We start from the raw sequence: 20,139 nt of genomic DNA, 5'->3' as shown, positions 1-20,139 counted from the left end.
AACGGAGCGGACATGGGTGAAACAGGCAGGATCGTAAGGATCGGCGGCGGCAGCGGCTTTCTGGGGGATTCCAGCATCGCGCCACCGCAGCTGATCGAGGCGGGCATCGATTATCTGATGCTCGACTATCTTGCCGAAGCAACCATGTCCGCCCTCGGGGCGCTGAAGGCCCAGCGCCCCGACCATGGCTATGCCTCCGACTTCACGGACTGGGTCTGGAAAGACAATCTGCACGCCCTGAAGCGGACCGGCACCCGTATCGTCACCAATGCCGGCGGCGTGAACCCGCATGCCTGCGCCGCGCGCATGCGGGCGATCGCTGCCGAACAGGGCCTCGACTTCAGGATCGCCGTGATCGACGGCGACGACCTGATGGGCCGGCTGGACGAACTGGCCGACAGCGGCCGCACGAAGGAACTGTACACCGGCCTACCCTTCCCGCCGCGCGACAAGATCGTCTCGGCCAACGCCTATCTGGGCGCGCGGCCGATCGCCAAGGCGCTGGCCATGGGGGCCGATGTCGTCATCACCGGCCGCTGCGTGGACAGCGCGCTGGCGCTCGGCCCGCTCATCCATGAATTCGGCTGGAGCGAAACCGATCTCGACCAGCTGGCGCAAGGCTCGCTTGCCGGCCATGTGATCGAATGCGGGGCGCAAGGGTCCGGCGCCCTCTTCACCGATTGGGAAGAGGTGCCCGACTGGGCGAACATCGGCTACCCGATCATCGAATGCGCAGCCGATGGCAGCTTCGTGGTGACGAAGCCCGAGGGAACAGGCGGGCTTGTCAGCGAAGGCGTCGTCATCGAGCAGATCCTCTACGAAATCGGCAACCCGCAGGATTACGCCCTGCCCGACGTCGTCTGCGACTTCACGCAGGTGAAGGTCGAGCAGGTCGGCGAGCAGCGTGTCCGCGTGTCGGGTGCGCGCGGCTATCCGCCCAGCGGGCGCTACAAGGTGTCCATGACATGGGCCGATGGCTGGCGCTGCATCGCGGTGATGCCCATCGTCGGCCGCGACGCCGCGCGCAAGGGCGAGAAGCAGGCGGATGCCATGCTCAGCCGGCTGGACAGCATGCTGCGCCAGCGCAACATCGGGCCATATCGCGCGACGCGGGTGGAGCTGATCGGCGCAGAATCAAGCTATGGCGCCAATTCCCGCGCCCGCGACACGCGCGAGATCGTGCTGAAGATCGCCGCCGAACATGATGACCGGGAGGCCTTCGGCGTTTTCCTCCGCGAATTCGATTCCCCCATGACATCCATGTCGGTCGGCTCGACCGGCTGGTTCGCCGGGCGGCCCGAAGTCAGGCCCGTGATGCGGGTCTTCTCGACCATGATCGACAGGGCGGCGGTGCCCGTTACCATCCACATGGACGGCACGACGGCAGACGCGACGGTCGGCGCGCCGCCCCGCCGCTTCGACCCGGCCGACGTGACACCCCCGCCCCCCGGCGACACCGTCACCCCCGGGGCGGACTGGGTGGACGTGCCGCTCATCCAGCTTGCCTGGGCACGCAGCGGCGACAAGGGCGATGCCTTCAACATCGGGGTAGCCGCCCGCCGGCCGGACTATCTGCCCTACATCCGAACCGCCCTCGCGCCCGAAGCGATGCGCGACTTCTTCGCCCATGAATTCGAGGGCGCAGCGAATCCGGCCGTGCGGCTCTACGAGCTGCCGGGCATGCACGCCCTCAACCTCCACTTCCTTGACGCGCTTGGCGGCGGCCAGTTCGCGAGCCTCCGGCTCGATCCGCTCGCCAAGGGCAAGGCACAGCAATTACTCGATTTTCCCGTGAAGGTGCCGCGCACGCTCGCCTGAGGGCTGCATGGGAATGCGCGCTGCGGTTTCAGGGCGGCGGGGTGCGCCAAAACGTCGCGCCCATGGAAAATCCCTCTGATTTGATTGGGATCAAGGCCACGCGACGCCGGCCTTTCCATGGTACATGTCTCAAAGGGGCCCGGTTCGCCGGGCGATAAGCCATGGTCAGGGCCAATCGATGACTGCCTTTTTCCAAGCCGGCGCCTACCTCGTGTTTGCGCTGCTTTCTCTATTCATGATCGCGACAGCCACGGAAGCAGGCTTCGCGGTACACGGGGTGATCATCCTGATCGCCGCCATTCTCGCTGCCGTCACCACGCTGGGGCGGGTGAAACCGCAACCGGCCGGCGGGTGGATCCTGCCGCGCGGCGAGGAAACCGGCTATGCCGACGGCATGATCCTCGCCGGCGTGATCGCCACGGCCTTCTGGGGCGTGGTGGGCATGCTGGTGGGTGTCGTGATCGCGGCCCAGCTGGCCTGGCCGGCCCTGAACCTGGGCCTTGAATGGACCAGCTTCGGCCGCCTTCGCCCGCTGCACACCTCGGGTGTCATCTTCGCCTTCGGCGGCAACGCGCTCATCGCCACCAGCTTCTATGTGGTGCAGCGCACCTGTCGCGCGCGCCTGTGGGCGCCGGAACTGGCCTGGTTCGTCTTCTGGGGCTACCAGCTCTTCATCGTGCTGGCCGCCACCGGCTATGTGCTGGGCATCACCCAGTCCCGCGAATATGCCGAGCCGGAATGGTATGTGGACTTGTGGCTCACGATCGTCTGGGTGGCCTATCTGGCCGTCTATGTCGGCACCATCGTGAAGCGCCGCGAGCCGCACATCTATGTGGCGAACTGGTTCTACCTGGCCTTCATCATCACCATCGCGATGCTGCACATCGTGAACAACCTGGCGGTTCCCGCCGGCTTTGGCGCCAAGAGCTATTCCGCCTTCTCGGGCGTGCAGGACGCGCTGACCCAGTGGTGGTATGGCCATAATGCCGTCGGCTTCTTCCTGACGGCCGGCTTCCTCGGCATGATGTATTATTTCGTGCCCAAGCAGGCCAACCGTCCGGTCTATTCCTACCGCCTGTCGATCGTGCACTTCTGGTCGCTGATCTTCCTCTACATCTGGGCCGGCCCGCACCACCTGCACTACACCGCCCTGCCCGACTGGGCGCAGACTCTGGGCATGGTGTTCTCGGTGATGCTGTGGATGCCCAGCTGGGGTGGCATGATCAACGGCCTGATGACCCTGGAAGGCGCGTGGGACAAGATCCGCACCGACCCGATCATCCGCATGATGGTGGCCGCCCTCGCCTTCTACGGCATGTCCACCTTCGAGGGGCCGCTGATGTCGATCAAGTCGGTCAACGCCCTGTCGCACTACACCGACTGGACCATCGGCCACGTCCACTCGGGTGCGCTCGGCTGGGTCGGCATGATCAGCTTCTCCTCGCTCTACTTCCTCGCGCCGCGCCTGTGGGGCCGTGAACGGCTCTATTCGCTGCGCTGGGTGAACTGGCACTTCTGGCTCGCGATGGCGGGGATCACCCTCTACACCGCGTCCATGTGGGTGGCCGGCATCATGCAGGGCCTGATGTGGCGGGAATTCAACGCCGAGGGGTATCTCGTCTATGCGTTCGCCGAAGTCGTGGCGGCCATGCACCCCTATTACATCATCCGCCTGCTGGGGGGCGTGCTGTTCCTCTCCGGTGCGGTGCTGATGTGCGTGAACCTGTGGCTCACGGCGCTCGGCAAGCTGCGCGATGAAGCGCCGCTCGAAGCCGGCGAGCCCCTCAACCCGCATCTCGACAAGCCGCTGGCGCCCGTCGCCCAGCCTGCCGCCGCCGAATAGGAGCGCGAAGACCCATGGCACTGATGAGCCACAGCAAGATCGAGCGCAACGTCACGGTGCTCGGCGTCCTGACCCTGATCACGGTGATGATCGGCGGCCTTGTCCAGATCACACCGCTGTTCTGGCTGGAAAACACCATCGAGAAGGTGGAGGGCATGCGCCCCTACACCCCGCTCGAACTGGCCGGGCGCAACATCTACATCCGCGAGGGCTGCTACACCTGCCATTCGCAGATGGTGCGCCCCTTCCGGGACGAGGCGGAGCGCTTCGGCCACTACAGCCTGGCGGCCGAGAGCATGTATGACCACCCCTTCCAGTGGGGCTCCAAGCGGACAGGGCCCGACCTTGCCCGCGTGGGTGGCCGCTATTCCGATGAATGGCATGTCCAGCACCTGATCGCGCCCACCAAGGTGGTGCCGGAATCGATCATGCCGGCCTATCCCTTCCTGAAGGAAAAGGAGCTGAAGGCAGCCGACATCGCGAAGCATCTGAAGGCCAACCGGACCGTCGGCGTGCCCTACACCGATGCCCAGATCGAGAACGCGCTGGCCGATCTGAAGGCCCAGACTGACCCGAACGGCGACCCGTCGGGCCTCGAGGAGCGCTATGGCAACAAGGTGCAGGTGCGCGACTTCGACGGCGACCCGACCCGCATCACCGAGATGGACGCCCTTGTCGCCTATCTCCAGATGCTGGGCACGCTGGTCGACTTCGACACCTATGTCCCGGCCGAGAACCGTCGTTGAGGCCGGGCGATGGACTATGAAACACTGAGACAGTTCGCGGACAGCTGGGGGCTGCTGTTCATGGTGGTGACCTTTCTGGTGGTGATCGGCTGGGCCTTCCGCCCCGGCTCGCGCTCCCAGCAGGATGACGCCCGCATGATCCCCTTCCGCGACAGCATCGATCAAGGCCCCGAGGGGGCCAGGGAGTCCGACCAATGAGTGATGGACGCAAGGATCCGGGCACGACCGGGCATGAATGGGATGGCATCCAGGAATATAACAACCCGCTGCCGCGCTGGTGGCTGTATATCTTCTATGCCTGCATCATCTTCGCCATCGGCTACAGCATCGCCTATCCGGCATGGCCGGGCATCAGCAGCTACACCAAGGGCACGCTGGGCTGGTCCAGCCGCGCCAAGGTCGAGCAGGAAATGGCCGCACTGGAAGCATCGCGCGCAGCGGTCCTGAAGGACATCGAGCAGATCCCGCTGGCCGAGCTGCCGAACAATCCGCAGCTCTGGAACGCCGCCATCGAAGGCGGGCGCTCGGCCTTCAAGGTCCACTGCGTCCAGTGTCATGGCTCGGGCGCGGCCGGCGGCAATGGCTACCCGAACCTCAACGACGACGACTGGCTGTGGGGCGGCAATCTGGAATCCATCCACTACACCCTGCAACATGGCATCCGCCATCCGGGCGACGATGACACGCGCCAGTCGCTGATGCCGGCCTTCGGGCGGGACGGGCTGCTGAACGCCGGCGAGATCGAATTCGTCGTCGAGCATGTGCGTGCCATTTCCAGCCAGGAGCATAATGCCGCCATGGCGGCACGCGGCTCCACCATCTTCGCCGAGCAGTGCGCAAGCTGCCACGGCCCCGATGGCAAGGGCATGCGCGACTTCGGCTCCCCGAACCTCACCGACGCCATCTGGCTCTATGGCGGCGACCGCGCCTCGCTGCGCCACACCATCCACAATGCGCGCGCCGGCGTGATGCCGGGCTGGAATGACCGACTGAGCGAAGCGACAATCCGCAAGCTCACCGCCTATGTCCACAGCCTGGGCGGCGGGGAGTAACCAGCATGGCCAGCAAGCCGCTCGATCCGGCGCCGGGCGGTCTTCCCGGCGGCTCGCTCTACAAGAAGCGTGTGCCCATCTACCCCAAGAAGGTGACGGGCAGCTTCCGGCGGCTGAAGTGGGCGATCCTCTTCGTCACGCTGGCCATCTACTACATCACGCCCTGGCTCCGCTGGGACCGCGGCCCCTATGCGCCGGATCAGGCGGTGCTGGTCGATCTCGCCAACCGGCGCTTTTATTTCGGCCCGATCGAGATCTGGCCCCAGGAATTCTACTATGTGGCCGGCATGCTCATCATGGCGGGCATTGGCCTTTTTCTGGTGACCACCACGGTCGGCCGCGCCTGGTGCGGCTATGCCTGCCCGCAGACGGTCTGGACCGATCTGTTCATGGCGGTCGAGCGCTGGATCGAAGGCGACCGCAACGAACGCATGCGGATCGACAAGGCCCCCATGTCGGCCGGCAAGCTGGTGAAGAAGACGTCCAAGCACGCCAGCTGGCTTCTGATCGCCCTGCTTACGGGTGGGGCCTGGGTCTTCTACTTCGCCGATGCGCCGACGCTCCTGTCCTCCCTTGTCGGTGGCACGGCGCCCTTCGTCGCCTATGCGACGATCGGGGTGCTCACCTTCACGACCTACTCGCTGGCCGGGCTGATGCGCGAGCAGGTCTGCACCTACATGTGCCCCTGGCCGCGCATTCAGTCGGCCATGCTCGACGAACACAGCTTCATCGTGACGTACAAGGACTGGCGTGGCGAACCGCGCGGCAGCGCGAAGCAGAAGCTGGCAGACCCGGAGCATGTCGGCGATTGCGTCGACTGTCTCGCCTGCGTGCACGTCTGCCCGACGGGCATCGACATCCGCAACGGCCCACAGCTCGAATGCATCACCTGCGCGCTGTGCATCGATGCCTGCAACGATACGATGGACAAGCTTGGCCGCCCACGCGACCTGATCGGCTACACCACGCTTGACCGCAACGTGCAGGAATCGCGCGGCGAAGCGCTGCAACCGATGTGGAAGACGATCCTGCGGCCGCGCGTGCTTCTCTATTTCGCCATATGGTCGGCAATCGGCCTCGGCATGCTGGCCGTGCTGGCCGGGCGCGAACGGATGGATGTGCTCGCCTCGCAGGAACGCAACCCCGTCTATGTCGTGATGTCGGATGGCGACATCCGCAACAGCTACACGGTGAAGCTGGTGAACAAGGAAGCCCGGCCACGCCAGTTCGACCTCAGCGTCGAGGGCCTCGCCGGCGCCCGCCTCGTCGATCCGGCAAGGCCCGGCGCGCCGGCCGAAACCATGCGCCTGCCCGTCCGCCCCGACGGGGTGGATACCTACCGCCTGCAGGTACGGGTGCCGCCGGCCTCGATCACGGCGGAACAGATGGAAGTGACCTTCCTGGCAACCGCCGCCGATGGCGAAGGCGAAGCGCGCAAGACCGTGCGCTTCACCAGCCCGGCACGCTGAGGAGACTGATGCAATGACCGGGCGTTTCACTGGCAGGCATGCGGCGCTGGTGATCGGCGGAGGCTTCGCCATCGTTCTGGCGGTGAACTTCACCATGGCCACCCTTGCCGCCCGCAGCCACCCCGGCATGGTGGTGAAGAACAGCTACATCGCCAGCCAGCATTTCAACGAGGGGCTGGAAGCCGGGCGGGCGCAAAAGGCCCTGGGCTGGACCGTGACGGCGGACGCGCGCGGCGACGCTTTGATCGTGGACGCCACAAGCAGCCTCGACCAGCCGCTGACCGGCGTGAAGGCGACCGCCGCGCTCAGCCATCCGCTGGGCCGCGGCGAAACACGGGAACTGGTTCTGGCGGAAGTGGCGCCCGGGCGCTATGCCGCGCCCCATGGCATGCAGCCGGGCCAGTGGATCGCTGAAATCCGCCTCACGCGTGGCAGCGAACGCTATTACCTCGAAGAACGCCTGGTGATCGGCGGCTGAACGTGGCGACACTGGCGCCCGGCGGGCTCGACCTCTTCACCAGCGAAACGGACAAGGGGGCACGCCGGCTCGAGCTGCATGTGCCGACAGTCCATTGCGCGGGCTGCATCCGCAAGGTGGAGGGGGCCGTCAAGGCCTTGCCGGGCATCACCCATGCGCGGGTCAACTTCACCACGCGCCGCCTGACGGCGGAGTGGAAAGACACGTCGCTTTCGGCGGCCGACATTCTCTCGGCCGTCGAGGGCGCGGGCTTCGAAGCCCGGCCCTTCGCGCCCGCCGATGCCGAGGCGGCCCGCGAGGATCCGGCATCCCGGCGGCTGCTGAAGGCGATGGCGGTTGCGGGCTTTGCCGCCATGAACATCATGCTGCTGTCCGTCTCGGTCTGGTCCGGGGCCGATGGCGCAACACGCGACCTATTCCACCTGATATCGGCCGGAATCGCGCTGCCGACAGTCGCCTATGCCGGCATGCCCTTCTTCAGCTCGGCCTGGGGCGCGCTGCGCCACTGGCGCACCAACATGGATGTGCCGATTTCCATCGGCATCCTGCTGGCGACGGCCCTTTCCGTGCATGAAACCTTCACCAGCGGCCGCCACGCCTATTTCGATGCGGCGGTCATGCTCATCTTCTTCCTGCTGGTGGGCCGCTACCTCGACAGCATCATGCGCGACCGGGCACGCGCCGGCGTCGCGACGCTGCTGAAACAGTCGGCGCGCGGGGCGCTGGTGCGTGCGCCGGACGGCAGCACCGAATACCGCCCCATCGAAGCCGTGGCGCCCGGCATGACCGTGCTGGTCGCCGCCGGCGAGCGCATCCCCGTCGACGGGCTGGTGACAGAGGGGCGCACATCGGTGGACCGGTCGCTCGTGACAGGCGAAAGCCTGCCCGAGCCGGTTGCCGAAGGCGGCTCGGTGCTGGGCGGCACGCTCAACATCGATGCAGCCATCGCCGTGAAGGCAACGGCCGTCGGCGAAGGCAGCTTCCTGGCCGAGGTCGTGCGCCTGATGGAAGCGGCCGAAGGCGGGCGGGCGCTCTACATGCGCATCGCCGACCGCGCGGCCCGCTGGTATGCGCCCGTGGTCCACCTGACCGCCCTGTTCACCGCCATCGGCTGGCTGCTGGCGGGCGCCGGGCCACATCAGGCCATCGTGACGGCGGTTGCCGTACTCATCATCACTTGCCCCTGCGCGCTGGGCCTTGCGGTGCCTGCCGTCCAGGTGCGCGCCGCATCGGTGCTGATGAAGCGCGGCATGCTGGTGAAGGACGGAAGCGCGCTGGAGCGCATCGCCGAATGCGACACCATCGTGCTCGACAAGACCGGAACGCTCACCATGGGCCGCCCTGTGCCGGCCGGCGCCCTGCCACTGGCGGGCGAAGCGCTGGCGCTGGCGGCCGGCCTTGCCGCGAAAAGCCACCACCCGCTGTCGCGCGCGCTGCTCGCCGCCGCCCGCGCGCAGGGCGTCACGCCTGCCACCCTTGCCGATGTGCGCGAAACGCCGGGCATGGGCCTGGAAGGCGACTGGCAGGGCGAACGGCTGCGGCTGGGCCGTGTGGAATGGGTCGAGGATGGCACGGAGACTGCCGGCCCCGCAGCTGATGCGCATCTGCTTCAGCTTGCCTTCCGGCGTGGTCATGCAGCGCCTGTCAGGATCGCCTTCGAAGACCCGCTACGGCCGGATGCGGTTGCCGCAATCGACCGGCTGAAGGCCAGCGGCCATGATGTGCGCATCCTTTCCGGCGATCGGGAAGCCGCCGTGGCGCTCGCCGCGCGCACGCTGGGAATCGAACGCTGGGCCGCCGGCCAGACACCGGCCGGCAAGCTCGCCGCCATCGAGGCACTGAAGGCAGAGGGCCGCCATGTGCTGGTGGTGGGCGACGGGCTGAACGATGCGCCGATGCTTGCCAGCGGCCATGCCTCCATCGCGCCGGCCACCGCCAGCGATGCCGGCCAGACGGCGGCCGACCTCATCTTCATGAACGACAGCCTGCTGGCCGTGCCGCGGGCGATGGATGTGGCGCGCAGCGCCAATGCCCATGTGCGGCAGAATTTCATCGCCGCCATCGGCTACAACATCCTCGCCGTGCCGATCGCCATCGCCGGCTATGCCACCCCGCTCATCGCGGCGGTCGCCATGTCGCTTTCGTCCATTGTCGTGGTGGTGAACGCGCTCAGGCTGAAGGCGCCGGAATGACCGGCCTGACCTTCCTGATCCCGATCGCGCTTCTGGCGGGCCTTGCCGGCCTCATCGCCTTTCTGTGGAGCGTACGGAGCGGCCAGTATGAGGACCTCGACGGCGCAGCCCAGCGCATCCTGCTGGATGACGGGCCGGATGACGGGCCGGATGATGAACCGCAGGCCGGCCCGAAAGCCCCCCCGGCCAAGGCGCGCGCTGACGAATCCCCGGCGGAGAAGAAACCATGATCCGCGAAGCCTTGCCGTCCCTGCTGCTGGTGGCGCTGGTGCAGGCAACCCAGCCCGCCATCGCCAACGGCATGGTGCCCCTGTGCACGCAGGCCGGCGTCGTCTGGATCAGCCTGGACGGAAGCGCGGACAGCCCGAATCCCGGCCGGCCGGGTGACGAGGCCGGCAACAGCTGCGCCCATGGCTGGTGCCAGTCCCGCAGGCCGAAGCCCGAAAAGGCCTGACGCCGCCCCCGGCTTGCCGGGCCTGGCTGAAGCGCCAGCCTAGCTGACCAGCCTTCGCGGCGCATCCCCGCCCTTCAGCGCCGCGCCCCGGCCCGAAAGCGAGGGGTTGGTCATGAAATAGCGGTGCAGGTTGAAGCTGGACTTGCCCGGCTTCAGGCGCCGGTACTGGCCGTCGGGCAGCATCTCCCAGCTCTGCTCGTCATCCTTCATGTTGGCGACCATCACCTGGTCGAGCACCTGTGCATGCACAGTCGGGTTCTCGATCGGGACCATCAGTTCCACCCGCCGGTCGAAATTGCGCGGCATCCAGTCAGCCGAGGTGATCCAGACCTTCGCCCGGCGGCTGGGCAGTGCATGGCCATTGCCGAAGACGATGATGCGGCTGTGCTCAAGGAAGCGGCCGATGACCGAGCGGACGCGGATATTGTCGGATAGCCCCGGAACGCCGGGCCGCAGGCAGCAGATGCCGCGGATCACCATGTCGATGCGCACGCCCGCCGCGCTCGCCTCGTAGAGCTTCTCGATGATGAGCGGATCGACGAGACTGTTCATCTTCAGCCAGATGGACGCGGGCTTTCCGGCACGGGCGAAGGCGATCTCGGCCTCGATACCGGCCATCAGCGTGGACCGCATGTTGAGCGGGCTCATCACCAGCTTCTTCAGCCCGTGCGGCTCGACATAGCCGGTGATGTAGTTGAACACCTGCGCCGCATCGCGGGCCAGCACCGGGTTGGCGGTGAAGAAGCTGAGGTCGGTGTAGATCCGGGCCGTGACCGGGTGATAATTGCCCGTGCCGAGGTGCAGATAGGTCTTCAGCCCGCCAACCTCGCGGCGGACGACCATCGACATCTTGGCATGAGTCTTCCACTCGATGAAGCCATAGACCACCTGCACGCCCGCGCGCTCCAGCGCCGCGGCCCAGGTGAGGTTCTGTTCCTCGTCGAACCGGGCCTTCAGCTCGACGATGGCGGTAACCGACTTGCCCGCTTCCGCGGCATCAATCAGCGCCCGCACGATGGGGCTGTTCTTGCCTGTTCGGTACAGTGTCTGCTTGATCGCGACGACATCCGGGTCGGCGACGGCCTGGCGCAGGAAGGCCAGGACCACGTCGAAGCTTTCATAGGGGTGGTGGACGATGATGTCCTTTGCCCGGATGGCGGCGAAACAGTCCCCGCCATGTTCGCGGATGCGCTCGGGAAAGCGCGGCGTGAACGGCTCGAACTTCAGGTCGGGCCGGTCCTCGTCCACCAGATTCGCCAGATCGGCGACTCCCAGAATCCCGGTCACCTCGGTCACGTCGCGGTCATCGACATGCAGGGCATGCTTCACCATCAGCTTCAGGCTGTCGGGCGTCGCCGCCTCGATCTTCAGGCGGATCACCTGCCCGCGCCGGCGGCGCTTGATCGCCGTCTGGAAGAAGCGGACGAGATCCTCGGCTTCCTCCTCGATCTCGATGTCGCTGTCCCGGATGATGCGGAAAGCGCCCTGCCCCAGCGCCTCGAAGCCGGGGAAGATCAGCGGGAAGAACCGGGTGAGCACATGCTCGAGAGAGATGTAGCGCGCCGAACTGCCGGGAAGGCGCACGAAACGCGGCAGCATCGGCGGCAGCATCAGCAGCGCCGAAAGCCGCTCGTCATCGGCCAGCCGCCGCATTTCGAACACCAGGCTGAAGCCCTTGTTGGGGATGAAGGGAAAGGGGTGGGCCGGGTCGATCGCCTGCGGGGTGAGCACGGGAAAAATCTGATCGAGGAAATGGGCCTCGAGCCAGCGTGTCTCCTCCTTCGTCAGTTCCGAAGCGTCCAGGATGGCGAAGTCGGCGCTGCGAAGCGCCCGGCGCAACAGGCCGAACACATCCTGCTGCACCATCATCAGCTGGTCGGCGGCAATGGCGATTCCGGCCAGCTGCTGGGCGGGCGTCGCACCATCGGGCGACGGGCGCTCGATCCCTTCATCCACCTGCCCGCGCAGGCCGGCGACACGCACCATCATGAATTCATCGAGGTTGTTGCCCGAAATCGAGAGGAAGCGCAGCCGCTCGAGAAGCGGGTGGGCCGGGTTCATCGCTTCTTCCAGAACGCGCGAATTGAAGGCGAGCCAGGACAGTTCGCGGTTGATGTAACGCTCAGGCCCCAGGACGACGCCGGAATCCACGGCCATGGGTGAAGTGGGACGGGTAAGACTTGCCATGGGCGAAGCTTAGCAGCGGCCATGTTACAGGCAATGGCGCGATGATGACTATGCCGCGCAAGGCTGCGCGGCTGAAGGGCGCGGCCCCTCTGCTTCCTCAGTCGCCGGCCGGCATTTCCTCGTCCTGCCCGCCATCGAAAAGGGCATCCCGGGCCAGCGGAACGCTGAGCGGCCGCTGCTGTTCGAGGGCGGCGCTGTCGAGCATGTTCACCGCGCGGGACAACCCCTCGAAGCTGCGCTCGATGCGGGCGAGAACATAGCGGGCGACATCGGCGGGCACTTCGATCCCCCGGTCGCGGAACTGCTTGTGGAACACCGCCGCCAGAAGCGCGTCATCCGGGGGGCGGATGACCACCTGCGGTGTCGCGGCCAGCCGGCTTTTCAGATCGGAAAGATGCAGGTTCCAGTCCGGCGGGGCGGAGCGCGCCGTCATCAGCAGGGGCCGGCGTTCCTCCATGGCGGCGTTCCAGGCGTGGAACAGTTCCTCCTCGCTGAGCGCCCGGTCGGCATCGTCCCACAGGCGGGCATTGGCGCGGCGGGCGAAGATGGCGGCCAGATGGCTCTTGCCGCTGCCCGTCGGGCCGATGAGCAGTGCAGCCGGGATCGGCCAGGTGGCCCAGCTGTCGAGGAACTGCACCGCGTCGCGGTTGGCCCCGGAGACATAGAAATCCTTCTGGCCCTGCGCCGCCTTCCAGCGCAGCGGCAAAACCATCTGCCGTTCGACGGGCTTCTTTGCCGCCTTCCTGCCGCGCGCCGCCGGAACATCGGCCGGCAGCGGATCCGTGTCCGTCGCCTTCGGGTTGACTGCGTCGCTCATGCGCCGCCGCCGGGCAGAAGCGACCGGGGGCGGCCGGCTTGCGGGGCCGGGCTTTCCTCGATCATGTCCTCGCCCGGTTGATCGCCCAGTCCGGGCAGGGCGGCTTCGGGCAGGGCCGGCGCAAGCGGCGCTTCCCCGGCGACGCGGCGGCGCAGCAGGTTTCCGTCAAGCCGCAGGCCGCGTGCGTCGAGCGCCAGGCGCAGTGCCGCCGTATCGAGGCTGGTGCTGATGTCCAGCATCGATTCCCCACCCAGCGCCAGGCTCTGCACCCGGACAGCGGAAACACCCGGCGTGCCGGCAATGCTGCGCTGGAAGAACTGAAGCGCCTGGTCATCGGGCGTTGCGACACGCACCCTGAGGACAAGCGGCGCGGCCACGTCCGTGCCGCCGATCAGGGGGCCGCTGTCTTCAAGGCCGGTCATGTCGCCATCCAGGTTCACAAGCTCCGGATCGGGCAGAAGCTTTCCGGCGCGCAGTTCGGCCACATAGATGCGGTCGGCCTCGCGCACGGCGCGGTCGGCAAGGGCCGCGATGTCGCCGGAGGGGTGGGAGATACGCACCCGGCCAAGTTCGCGCCCGGTCGGGCCGAAGCGGACGATGAGCAACCCCGTCGCCGGGCCGCCGGCCCAGCTGCGCTCGAGGATCAGCTCGGGGATCATCACATCGGCGACCTGGTAGCGATCGACCAGCGCCTGCCACAGGAACAGGTGCCGGCGTTGCGCGGCCCAGGCGTTCAGCAGGATCGTGTCGCCGGGCGTTGGCTGGATGCGGATATAGTCGATCGGGCTTTCGCCGGCCCGCAGCCGCGCCCAGGCCTGCAGCCAGGGGCTGTCCGGCTCATGCGCCATGCGGGTGGCCGCATCCTGAAGCACCGGAAGCAGCAGATAGGGCGGCGAGGTGACGAGATTCGAGAAGCGGCCGAGATAGGATGACGCCCGCCCCCGGTCGAAGATGACGGCCAGCCGCGCCACATAGCGCGTCGGGCCGATCTGCTCGCGCTCGATCTCGATGGCGCTCACCATCGAATCGAGGGCGCTGTCGGAAAGCCTGGGCGCACTTTCGGCGGCAAGGCCCGACATGCGGGACCAGAGCGCCGGCCAGGCCTCGCGCTGGGCCTCGCGCCAGCCGTTGAGCCGCGCCTCGATGGCGGACTTGCCGGCCACGTCCACCTCGATGCCGCCGACGATAAGCCCGCCGCCGCCGCCGATTGCAGTGGGCGTTGCGGGATCGGCCGCCTTTTCCCCTGCTGTCGCGGCGGGCGTCGCGCCGGGCCTCGCGTCGGCAGCGCGCATGGCGGACTGGGCCATGAGCGGGGATGCGGCAATCAGCGTGCCCGCAAGTGCCACCGCAAGAGGCTGGAGGATGCTGCGCATTTCCGAAGGCCTTTGGCGCATGAAGGGTGGGATTCCAAGTGCCGAGCGATTAAGGGCGCAAGCATGAGCACGCCCGACACCCCGGAATCAACCCGCAAACAGCCCGCACGGCCCGCCACCTATGCCGAAGCCGGCGTCTCGATCGAGGCCGGAAACGCGCTGGTCAGGGCCATCGCACCGCTCGTCCGCGCCACGCGCCGGCCCGGCGCCGACGCCGAGATCGGCGGATTCGGCGGCATCTTCGATCCGAAGGCGGCAGGCTATGCCGACCCGCTGCTGGTCGCCGCGACCGATGGAGTCGGCACCAAGCTGAAGCTCGCCATCGACACCAACCGCCATGGCAGCATCGGCCAGGATCTTGTCGCCATGTGCGTCAACGACCTGATCGTGCAGGGTGCTGAGCCTCTGTTCTTCCTGGACTATTTCGCGACCGGCAAGCTGGAGACCGGCGTTGCCGAAACAGTCGTCGCCGGCATCGCCCGCGCCTGCACCGAGGCCGGCTGCGCCCTGATCGGCGGTGAAACGGCGGAAATGCCGGGCATGTATGCCGCGGGCGACTATGACCTCGCCGGCTTCGCGGTGGGCGCTGTCGAGCGTGACAGGCTGCTGACCGGCGATCGCGTGGTCGATGGCAATCTGCTGCTGGGCCTCGCCTCCTCGGGCGCCCATTCCAACGGCTATTCGCTGCTGCGGCGGCTGGCGGAAGGCGCGGACCTGATGGCCCCGGCCCCGTTCGACCCGTCGCGCCCGCTGATCGAGGCGCTGCTGCAGCCGACGCGGCTTTACGTGAAGCCGCTGCTGCCGCTGCTGAAGGCCGGCCGCATCCATGCCCTTGCGCATGTGACGGGCGGCGGCCTGCTGGAAAATGTGCCGCGCGTGCTGCCCGAAGGCTGCCGCGCCGTGATCGATGCGGCAAGCTGGCCGCTGCCGCCACTGTTCCAGTGGCTGCAGGAACGCGGCGCGATGGAGCCGGCAGAGCTTGCCCGCACCTTCAACTGCGGCATCGGCATGGTGCTGGCCGTCGCCCCGCACGAGGCAGAAGCCGTCACGGCAACCCTTGCCGAAGCCGGGGAAACGGTCTTTGCCATCGGCCACGTGACAGCAGGCCCCAAGGGCTGCGAAGTGCGCGGCGGCGCCGGCCTGTGGGGCCAGGCCGGGGGCTGGACGGCCTCGCATGACGTCTAGGGCACGGACCGCCATCCTCATTTCCGGGCGCGGTTCCAACATGCTGGCGATCGCCCGTGCGGCACAGGATCCCGAATGGCCGGCCGATGTCGTGCTGGTGGCCGCCAACAAGGCGAAGGCGGCCGGGCTGGAGGCTGCGCGCGCCATGGGGATCGAGGCCATCGCCCTGCCCCACCGCGACTATCCCAGCCGCGAAGCCTTCGACATGGCCTTGTCTGCGGCACTGAAGGCGCGCGGCATCGAACTGGTGGTGCTGGCGGGCTTCATGCGCATCCTGACCCCGGCCTTCATCCGGGACTGGGAAGGCCGGATCGTCAACATCCACCCATCGCTGCTGCCGAAATATCAGGGGCTGGACACCCATGCCCGCGCCATCGAAGCCGGCGACGCCGAGGCCGGCTGCACGGTGCATCTGGTCACGGAAAAGCTCGACGACGGCCCCATTCTGGCACAGGCCCGCGTTCCCATCCTGCCCGACGACACGCCCGACAGCCTTTCCGGGCGCGTGCTGGCCGAAGAGCACCGCATCTATCCGCCGGCAGTCGCCGCGCTGGCAGCCCGGCTGGTGGCGGCGCGGGCGGCCTGAACCGGCCGCCCTGACCCGGAACTGGCCTGTCAGCTGGTGCGGAAGGCGTTGCTGATCGGATAGCGGCGGTCGCGGCCGAAATTGCGATGGCCGATCTTCACACCCGGCGGGGCCTGCCGCCGCTTGTATTCCGCCACATAAAGCAGCCGCTCGATGCGGGCGACGGTTTCGCGGTCAAAGCCGCGCGCCGCGATGTCGCCCGCTGACAGCTCCTCTTCCACCAGCCCGTGCAGGATGGCATCGAGCACCTCATAGGGCGGCAGCGAATCCTCGTCCTTCTGGTTCTCGCGCAGTTCCGCCGTGGGCGGCTTGGTGATCACGCGATCGGGCATCACTGGCCCGTCCGGCCCCAGGCCGAGGCGCGGCCGATGGGCGTTGCGCCAGCGCGACAGGCGGAAGACCGTGGTCTTGTAGGCATCCTTCAACACATTGTAGCCGCCGGCCATGTCGCCATAGATGGTGGCATAGCCGACCGACATCTCGCTCTTGTTGCCGGTGGTCAGCAGCATGTGGCCGAACTTGTTGGACAGGCCCATCAGCGTCACCATCCTGAGGCGGGACTGGGCATTTTCCTCGGCCAGGTCGCGCGGCCGCCCGGCATAGACGCCGGCCATCATGCCCTCCAGCGCCTCAACAGCCGGCTCGATCGATATGCTGTCGAGGCGAACACCCAGCATCCGCGCGCAGGCCGCAGCATCGTCCAGGCTTTCCTGGCTGGTGAAGCGCGAAGGCAGCATCACGCACCAGACCCTGTCAGCCCCCAGCGCATCGACGGCAACCGCCGCCGAAAGCGCGCTGTCGATCCCGCCCGACAAGCCCAGGACGACACCGGGGAAGCGGTTGCGCGCCACATAGTCCCGCAAGGAGACGAGCATGGCGTGGTAGATTTCCTCGTCCTGCACATCGGGCGTGGCGAGGGTGGCGCGCGCAAAGCCTGCGGACCGGCTCCAGCGGAGCGTTTCGACGGCGGAATCCCAGTCGGGCAGGCGGGCCATCAGCGCACCATCGGCGTTGATGGCGAAACTGCCGCCATCGAAGACCAGCTCGTCCTGGCCACCACAACGGTTCACATAGAAAAGCGCCAGCCCCGTTTCGGCCGCGCGGGCGCGGGCGAGGGCCAGCCTGCGCTCTTCCTTGCCCAGCTCATAAGGGGAGCCGTTCGGCACCAGCAGAAGATCGGCGCCGCGCGCCTTCAGATGCGCCGAGACCGCCGGCGTCCACATGTCCTCGCAGACGGGGATGCCCAGACGCACGCCGTGGAAATCGAGCGGTTCCGGCAGGGGGCCGGGCGCGAACAAACGTTTTTCATCAAAGACGCCATAATTGGGCAGGTCGTGCTTCAGGGTGATTGCGCGCACGACTCCATCGGCCAGCAGCGCCATGGCGTTGTGCAGCCCCATTTCGGTGCGGTGCGTGGTGCCCACCAGCAGCGCCGGGCCGCCATCGGCGGTGGCAGCGGCCAGCCGGCCCAGCTGCGACTCGGCGGCTGACACCAGCGCCGGTTTAAGCACCAGATCTTCCGGCGGATAGCCGATAAGCGACAGCTCCGGCGTGAGCAGCAGGTCGGCGCCGGGCGCGGCGGCGCGGGCCGCCAGGATCGCATCGGCGTTGGCGGCAAGATCTCCCATGGCCGGGTTCAGCTGGGCAGCGGCGATCGAAAGCGTATCAGCCATGCCATGCCACTAGGGGATGGAAAGGCCGGGGGGAAGCCGGCTTTGCGCCCTGTGGCGGCCTGCCCCTCCCTTTTCCGCGCATGGCGCTTTTTCCGCCCTTGGCAAGAGTGAGGGGCGACAGGCATGGCTTGCGGGCGCATGAGAATACGCAACATTGGATCGAAAGGAGCACAAGATGGGCGAAGCCTATATCGTCAAGGCGCGGCGCACGGCCGGGGGCCGCAAGGGTGGCCGCCTTCGGGACTGGCATCCGGCGGACCTCGCCGCGCAGGTGCTGAACGACCTGGTCGGCGACCATGACCCGGCGCTCGTCGAAGACGTGATCATGGGCTGCGTGAACCAGTTCGCGCAACAGGCCACCAACATCGCGCGCAACGCCGTCATGGCCTCGAAGCTGCCCGAATCGGTTCCGGGCACCTCGGTCGACCGCCAGTGCGGCAGCTCGCAGCAGGCGCTGCACTTCGCCGCCGCCACCGTGATGTCGGGCCAGATGGACATCGTGATCGCCGCCGGCGTCGAAAGCATGACCCGCGTGCCGATGCAGCTGCCGTTCAAGGCCGCCATGGATGCGGGCGCCGGCAACTACATCAGCCCGAACATCCAGAAGCGCTACCCGGGCGTGATGTTCAGCCAGTTCGCGGGCGCCGAGATGATCGCCAAGAAATACGACATCTCGAAGGACGCGATGGACGAGTTCGGCTTCGAGAGCCAGAAGCGCGGCGCAGCCGCCACCAAGGCCGGCGCCTTCGCCAACGAAATCATTCCGGTCCAGGGCGTGGACAGCGAAGGCAACCCCGTCGAGCATGTGGCCGATGAAGGCATCCGCTATGAAGCGACGCTGGAAGCCACCAAGGCCGTCAAGCTGCTTTCCGAAGACGGTCGCATCACCGCCGCCACCTCCTCGCAGATCTGCGACGGCGCCTCGGGCGTGCTGGTGGTGAACGAAGCCGGGCTGAAGAAGCTGGGCCTCGACCCGATCGCCCGTGTCCATCACATGACCGTGATCGGCGAAGACCCGGTGGTGATGCTGGAAGCCCCCATCAACGCCACCCGGCGCGCCCTGCAGAAGGCCGGCATGAAGATCGACGACATCGATCTTTACGAAGTGAACGAAGCCTTCGCCTCCGTTCCCATGGCCTGGCTGAAGGAACTGGGTGCGGACCATGCCCGCCTCAACGTCAATGGCGGCGCGATCGCCCTGGGCCACCCGCTGGGCGCTTCGGGCACCAAGCTGATGGCGACCCTGATCCACGCGCTGCATGCACGTGGCAAGCGCTACGGCCTGCAGACGATGTGCGAAGGCGGCGGCCTCGCCAACGTCACCATCGTCGAAGCGCTGTAAGGGGCGACCATGGAACGCAAGGAAACAATCCTTGAGATCGAGGATGGCATCGCCATCCTCACCCTCAACCGGCCTGAGAAGCTGAACGCCTATACCGGCACGATGATGCAGGAAATCATCGCCGCCTTCGACGAGACCGACGCGAACGACGATGTGCGCGCCGTGATCGTGACGGGTGCGGGCCGCGCCTTCTGCGCCGGCGCGGACCTTTCGGCGGGCGCCAAGACGTTCGACTATGAAAGCCGCGAAGACGCCGGCAGCACCAAGGCCGGCCTTGGCAACCCGGTGCGCGCCGACGGCAGCATCGACTATTCGCACGAAGCAGTGCGCGATGGCGGTGGCCGCACCACCCTTCGCATCTTCGAAAGCCTGAAGCCCGTGATCGGCGCCATCAACGGCGCCGCCGTGGGAATCGGCGTGACGATGCAGCTGCCGATGGACATCCGCATCGCGTCGGATAACGCGCGCTTCGGCTTCGTCTTCGCGCGGCGGGGCATCGTGCCCGAGGCTGCGTCCAGCTGGTTCCTGCCGCGGCTCGTGGGCATTTCGCAGGCGATGGAATGGTGCACCACCGGCCGCGTCTTCGATGCGCAGGAAGCACTGGCGGGCGGCCTCGTCAGCCGCGTGGTGAAGCCCGAGGATCTGCTTTCGACCGCCAAGGCGCTGGCACGGGAAATCGCGGACAACACCGCACCCGTTTCCATCGCCCTGACCCGGCAGATGCTGTGGCGCATGCTGGGGGCCGACCATCCGATGGAAGCCCACAAGATCGACAGCCGCGCAGTCTATGCCCGTGGCCGCACGGCCGACGCCAAGGAAGGCGTGATGAGCTTCCTCGAGAAGCGCGCGCCCAACTACCCCGACAAGGTGTCGAAGGACATGCCGGACTTCTACCCCTGGTGGTCGGAAAGGCCCTATGCGTAA

Annotated in this window: 18 protein-coding genes; 14 read left to right on the top strand and 4 right to left on the bottom strand. The window is 67.2% G+C overall.

Annotation, left to right across the window (positions count from 1 at the left end; all coding sequences use genetic code 11):
* Positions 1-12 precede the first annotated feature (12 nt).
* From ACUJ46_RS02325 to ACUJ46_RS02280, 10 genes are all read left to right on the top strand, one after another.
* On the top strand, positions 13-1,818 hold the full coding sequence (locus tag ACUJ46_RS02325; RefSeq protein ID WP_445388836.1) for an acyclic terpene utilization AtuA family protein: 1,806 nt from the start codon (positions 13-15) through the stop codon (positions 1,816-1,818).
* A gap of 235 nt (positions 1,819-2,053) precedes the next feature.
* The gene (gene ccoN, locus ACUJ46_RS02320) at positions 2,054-3,661 is read left to right on the top strand and encodes a cytochrome-c oxidase, cbb3-type subunit I (protein ID WP_445388835.1); all 1,608 of its coding nucleotides are present in this window, start codon (positions 2,054-2,056) and stop codon (positions 3,659-3,661) included.
* A 14-nt stretch (positions 3,662-3,675) separates the two neighbouring features.
* Positions 3,676-4,407 carry a cytochrome-c oxidase, cbb3-type subunit II gene (ccoO, locus tag ACUJ46_RS02315; RefSeq protein ID WP_445388834.1) on the top strand — a complete coding sequence of 244 codons (732 nt, stop codon included), beginning with the start codon at positions 3,676-3,678 and terminating at the stop codon, positions 4,405-4,407.
* Between the two features lie 9 nt (positions 4,408-4,416).
* On the top strand, positions 4,417-4,605 hold the full coding sequence (locus tag ACUJ46_RS02310; protein ID WP_445388833.1) for a cbb3-type cytochrome oxidase subunit 3: 189 nt from the start codon (positions 4,417-4,419) through the stop codon (positions 4,603-4,605).
* Complete coding sequence (ccoP, locus tag ACUJ46_RS02305; protein ID WP_445388832.1) at positions 4,602-5,459, top strand: cytochrome-c oxidase, cbb3-type subunit III; 858 nt, start codon at positions 4,602-4,604, stop codon at positions 5,457-5,459. The genes ACUJ46_RS02310 and ccoP overlap by 4 nt, the downstream gene beginning before the upstream one ends.
* Before the next feature lie 5 nt (positions 5,460-5,464).
* The gene (gene ccoG, locus ACUJ46_RS02300; protein ID WP_445388831.1) at positions 5,465-6,928 is read left to right on the top strand and encodes a cytochrome c oxidase accessory protein CcoG; all 1,464 of its coding nucleotides are present in this window, start codon (positions 5,465-5,467) and stop codon (positions 6,926-6,928) included.
* A 13-nt stretch (positions 6,929-6,941) separates the two neighbouring features.
* Complete coding sequence (locus ACUJ46_RS02295) at positions 6,942-7,406, top strand: FixH family protein (RefSeq protein WP_445388830.1); 465 nt, start codon at positions 6,942-6,944, stop codon at positions 7,404-7,406.
* A 2-nt stretch (positions 7,407-7,408) separates the two neighbouring features.
* On the top strand, positions 7,409-9,598 hold the full coding sequence (locus ACUJ46_RS02290; protein WP_445388829.1) for a heavy metal translocating P-type ATPase: 2,190 nt from the start codon (positions 7,409-7,411) through the stop codon (positions 9,596-9,598).
* Positions 9,595-9,828, top strand: a complete 234-nt coding sequence (gene ccoS / locus ACUJ46_RS02285) for a cbb3-type cytochrome oxidase assembly protein CcoS (protein WP_445388828.1) — start codon at positions 9,595-9,597, stop codon at positions 9,826-9,828. Before ACUJ46_RS02290 ends, ccoS begins: the two co-directional genes overlap by 4 nt.
* A complete protein-coding gene (locus ACUJ46_RS02280) occupies positions 9,825-10,052 on the top strand; it encodes a hypothetical protein (protein ID WP_445388827.1) in 228 nt (75 codons plus the stop codon). Before ccoS ends, ACUJ46_RS02280 begins: the two co-directional genes overlap by 4 nt.
* Before the next feature lie 39 nt (positions 10,053-10,091).
* Here the strand turns inward: ACUJ46_RS02280 and ACUJ46_RS02275 are convergent, their stop codons facing one another.
* From ACUJ46_RS02275 to ACUJ46_RS02265, 3 genes are all read right to left on the bottom strand, one after another.
* Complete coding sequence (locus ACUJ46_RS02275) at positions 10,092-12,209, bottom strand: RNA degradosome polyphosphate kinase (protein ID WP_445389516.1); 2,118 nt, start codon at positions 12,207-12,209, stop codon at positions 10,092-10,094.
* 127 nt (positions 12,210-12,336) lie between these two features.
* A complete protein-coding gene (locus ACUJ46_RS02270) occupies positions 12,337-13,056 on the bottom strand; it encodes an HdaA/DnaA family protein (RefSeq protein ID WP_445388826.1) in 720 nt (239 codons plus the stop codon).
* Positions 13,053-14,429: a heavy-metal-associated domain-containing protein gene (locus ACUJ46_RS02265; RefSeq protein ID WP_445388825.1), complete on the bottom strand. Its 1,377-nt coding sequence runs from the start codon at positions 14,427-14,429 to the stop codon at positions 13,053-13,055. Before ACUJ46_RS02265 ends, ACUJ46_RS02270 begins: the two co-directional genes overlap by 4 nt.
* Positions 14,430-14,492: 63 nt before the next feature.
* Here ACUJ46_RS02265 and purM point away from each other — a divergent pair, with 63 nt between their 5' ends.
* A complete protein-coding gene (gene purM, locus ACUJ46_RS02260) occupies positions 14,493-15,614 on the top strand; it encodes a phosphoribosylformylglycinamidine cyclo-ligase (protein ID WP_445388824.1) in 1,122 nt (373 codons plus the stop codon).
* Positions 15,604-16,200, top strand: coding sequence for a phosphoribosylglycinamide formyltransferase (gene purN / locus ACUJ46_RS02255; protein WP_445388823.1), 597 nt, complete (start codon positions 15,604-15,606; stop codon positions 16,198-16,200). The genes purM and purN overlap by 11 nt, the downstream gene beginning before the upstream one ends.
* Before the next feature lie 29 nt (positions 16,201-16,229).
* Here purN and ACUJ46_RS02250 read toward each other — a convergent pair whose 3' ends face one another.
* Positions 16,230-17,873 carry an NAD+ synthase gene (locus ACUJ46_RS02250; RefSeq protein ID WP_445388822.1) on the bottom strand — a complete coding sequence of 548 codons (1,644 nt, stop codon included), beginning with the start codon at positions 17,871-17,873 and terminating at the stop codon, positions 16,230-16,232.
* Positions 17,874-18,048: 175 nt separating this feature from the next.
* Here ACUJ46_RS02250 and ACUJ46_RS02245 point away from each other — a divergent pair, with 175 nt between their 5' ends.
* Together ACUJ46_RS02245 and ACUJ46_RS02240 are read left to right on the top strand one after the other, a co-directional pair.
* On the top strand, positions 18,049-19,215 hold the full coding sequence (locus ACUJ46_RS02245) for an acetyl-CoA C-acetyltransferase (protein ID WP_445388821.1): 1,167 nt from the start codon (positions 18,049-18,051) through the stop codon (positions 19,213-19,215).
* A 9-nt stretch (positions 19,216-19,224) separates the two neighbouring features.
* Positions 19,225-20,139 carry a crotonase/enoyl-CoA hydratase family protein gene (locus tag ACUJ46_RS02240; RefSeq protein WP_445388820.1) on the top strand — a complete coding sequence of 305 codons (915 nt, stop codon included), beginning with the start codon at positions 19,225-19,227 and terminating at the stop codon, positions 20,137-20,139.

The sequence above is a fragment of the Sandaracinobacteroides sp. A072 genome (assembly GCF_052616365.1).
Note: the sequence above shows the minus strand (reverse complement) of the source record. Positions and strands in the feature narration are given on the sequence as shown.

Excerpts from the sequence above, each read along its gene's own strand:
- ACUJ46_RS02310 (WP_445388833.1), top strand. The coding sequence starts at position 4,417 with ATGGACTATGAAACACTGAGACAGTTCGCGGACAGCTGGGGGCTGCTG.
- ccoS (WP_445388828.1), top strand. The coding sequence starts at position 9,595 with ATGACCGGCCTGACCTTCCTGATCCCGATCGCGCTTCTGGCGGGCCTT.
- ACUJ46_RS02275 (WP_445389516.1), bottom strand. The coding sequence starts at position 12,209 with ATGGCCGTGGATTCCGGCGTCGTCCTGGGGCCTGAGCGTTACATCAAC.
- ccoG (WP_445388831.1), top strand. The coding sequence starts at position 5,465 with ATGGCCAGCAAGCCGCTCGATCCGGCGCCGGGCGGTCTTCCCGGCGGC.
- ccoO (WP_445388834.1), top strand. The coding sequence starts at position 3,676 with ATGGCACTGATGAGCCACAGCAAGATCGAGCGCAACGTCACGGTGCTC.
- ACUJ46_RS02295 (WP_445388830.1), top strand. The coding sequence starts at position 6,942 with ATGACCGGGCGTTTCACTGGCAGGCATGCGGCGCTGGTGATCGGCGGA.
- purM (WP_445388824.1), top strand. The coding sequence starts at position 14,493 with ATGAGCACGCCCGACACCCCGGAATCAACCCGCAAACAGCCCGCACGG.
- ACUJ46_RS02270 (WP_445388826.1), bottom strand. The coding sequence starts at position 13,056 with ATGAGCGACGCAGTCAACCCGAAGGCGACGGACACGGATCCGCTGCCG.
- ACUJ46_RS02245 (WP_445388821.1), top strand. The coding sequence starts at position 18,049 with ATGGGCGAAGCCTATATCGTCAAGGCGCGGCGCACGGCCGGGGGCCGC.
- ACUJ46_RS02250 (WP_445388822.1), bottom strand. The coding sequence starts at position 17,873 with ATGGCTGATACGCTTTCGATCGCCGCTGCCCAGCTGAACCCGGCCATG.
- ccoN (WP_445388835.1), top strand. The coding sequence starts at position 2,054 with ATGATCGCGACAGCCACGGAAGCAGGCTTCGCGGTACACGGGGTGATC.
- ACUJ46_RS02280 (WP_445388827.1), top strand. The coding sequence starts at position 9,825 with ATGATCCGCGAAGCCTTGCCGTCCCTGCTGCTGGTGGCGCTGGTGCAG.
- purN (WP_445388823.1), top strand. The coding sequence starts at position 15,604 with ATGACGTCTAGGGCACGGACCGCCATCCTCATTTCCGGGCGCGGTTCC.
- ACUJ46_RS02240 (WP_445388820.1), top strand. The coding sequence starts at position 19,225 with ATGGAACGCAAGGAAACAATCCTTGAGATCGAGGATGGCATCGCCATC.
- ccoP (WP_445388832.1), top strand. The coding sequence starts at position 4,602 with ATGAGTGATGGACGCAAGGATCCGGGCACGACCGGGCATGAATGGGAT.
- ACUJ46_RS02325 (WP_445388836.1), top strand. The coding sequence starts at position 13 with ATGGGTGAAACAGGCAGGATCGTAAGGATCGGCGGCGGCAGCGGCTTT.
- ACUJ46_RS02265 (WP_445388825.1), bottom strand. The coding sequence starts at position 14,429 with ATGCGCAGCATCCTCCAGCCTCTTGCGGTGGCACTTGCGGGCACGCTG.